We start from the raw sequence: 1,300 nt of genomic DNA, 5'->3' as shown, positions 1-1,300 counted from the left end.
CGGCCAGGCGCTGGACGAAATCGGCTACCCGCATTGGGACGAAACCCATAACCCGGCGTATCGGCTGTTTTTGGGGTAATAGCCTTAGTCTGGAACACCGCAACACCTGTGGGAGCGCCGCCCGGTCCGCTCCCACGGGGCCTGCGCCGGGTTATTGCGCTGTTGGTTCTTCTGCCGGTGCGGGTTCTGTCTCTGGAGCTACGGCGGGTTCAGCTTCAAACGACGCAGGTTCTGCCGGAGCAGCCATCGGTTCGCTGTTAGCTGCCGGCGCAGGGGTTTGCGGGGCTGGCTCGGCCTTCGGCGCCGGTCCTTCCTGCGTGGGCGCCAGGCTTGCCGGTTCGGCGGCCTTGGGCGCTTCCGGCACACCCAGGTCGGCCTTGGGTTTTTCGGCGATATGCGCAGTCTTCTTCGCTTCCGGCGGCATGAAGTTGTCGACGAGCATGAAGAAGCGATCGTAGAACTTGTCCGAGGCCACGGTTTCGCTGGCAACCTTGACCATCGAATCATCGGTGGAACCGATAGGCATGGACACGGACCCCAACACGCCCACTCCCAGGCTTGCGGAGTTGTTGGTCTTCTTCAGCGCATAGCGATCCTGCAAGGCGTTGGCGAATACCGTGGAGCTCTTGCCGGTTGCGTCGTCGGCGGCGCAGACCACGTTGAAGCTGATCTGCATATGAGTTTCGCCGGTTTGCTGGAAACTCTTGTTGCCGCTGATCATCTTCGGATCGCTGCTGGTGATGATGTAGCCCTGGCTCAACAAGGCGCGACGTGCGGCTTCGCAGGAGGCCGAATCACTGACCGGATAGGTTCTGGAGAATGTCCCCGCGTCGTCGAAGTTCTCGTGCTCGTAGACGGCGGTTTTCTTCGAAGAACAGCCTGCGACGGCCAGCAGGGCCAAAGCCCAGCATGCGGTACGAAAGCTCAATAAGTTAGACATCAAGAATCCTGAAGGAAGTAGCTGTCAGCAGAACCGCGGACCGGAAAAACGTCGGTAAGTCTGCTACAAGGCAGGCGCAGGATCAACGTTGCGCAGTGCAAAGTTCCTGATACAAACCACTCGCCCACGCCCTGTCGGCGCAAAGGGCGATAGTCGTGCGACCTGCCACCGACTGCACGGGTGCCTGCATTTCAATGCAGGTCGATTCACAGCCAAAAAAAAAGCGACCGGTTAAGGTCGCTTTTCTTTTTGCTTCGAGGAGTTCAAGGGCCTCGAAGCTTTGTATGGCGCAGCGGACGGGACTCGAACCCGCGACCCCCGGCGTGACAGGCCGGTATTCTAACCGACTGAACTACCGCT

1 protein-coding gene and 1 pseudogene are annotated in these 1,300 nt (G+C 59.8%); one reads left to right on the top strand and one right to left on the bottom strand.

Going from position 1 to position 1,300, the window contains the following annotated elements; all coding sequences use genetic code 11:
* A pseudogene (locus tag EGJ27_RS25455) lies at nucleotides 1-79 on the top strand (threonine dehydratase); the annotation flags it as partial.
* Between the two features lie 72 nt (nucleotides 80-151).
* On the opposite strand, the gene EGJ27_RS24680 reads toward EGJ27_RS25455, so the two are convergent.
* Complete coding sequence (locus tag EGJ27_RS24680; protein ID WP_125833350.1) at nucleotides 152-940, bottom strand: DUF2242 domain-containing protein; 789 nt, start codon at nucleotides 938-940, stop codon at nucleotides 152-154.
* Between the last annotated feature and the right edge of the window lie 360 nt (nucleotides 941-1,300).

It is taken from the genome of Pseudomonas sp. v388 (assembly GCF_003935425.1).
Lineage (GTDB): Bacteria > Pseudomonadota > Gammaproteobacteria > Pseudomonadales > Pseudomonadaceae > Aquipseudomonas.
The sequence above is the reverse complement of the archived record's forward strand: the minus strand, read 5'-3'. Positions and strand labels throughout refer to the sequence as shown.

What these genes read in the sequence shown, in the direction of transcription:
- EGJ27_RS24680 (WP_125833350.1), bottom strand. Translation starts at nt 940, where the DNA reads ATGTCTAACTTATTGAGCTTTCGTACCGCATGCTGGGCTTTGGCCCTG.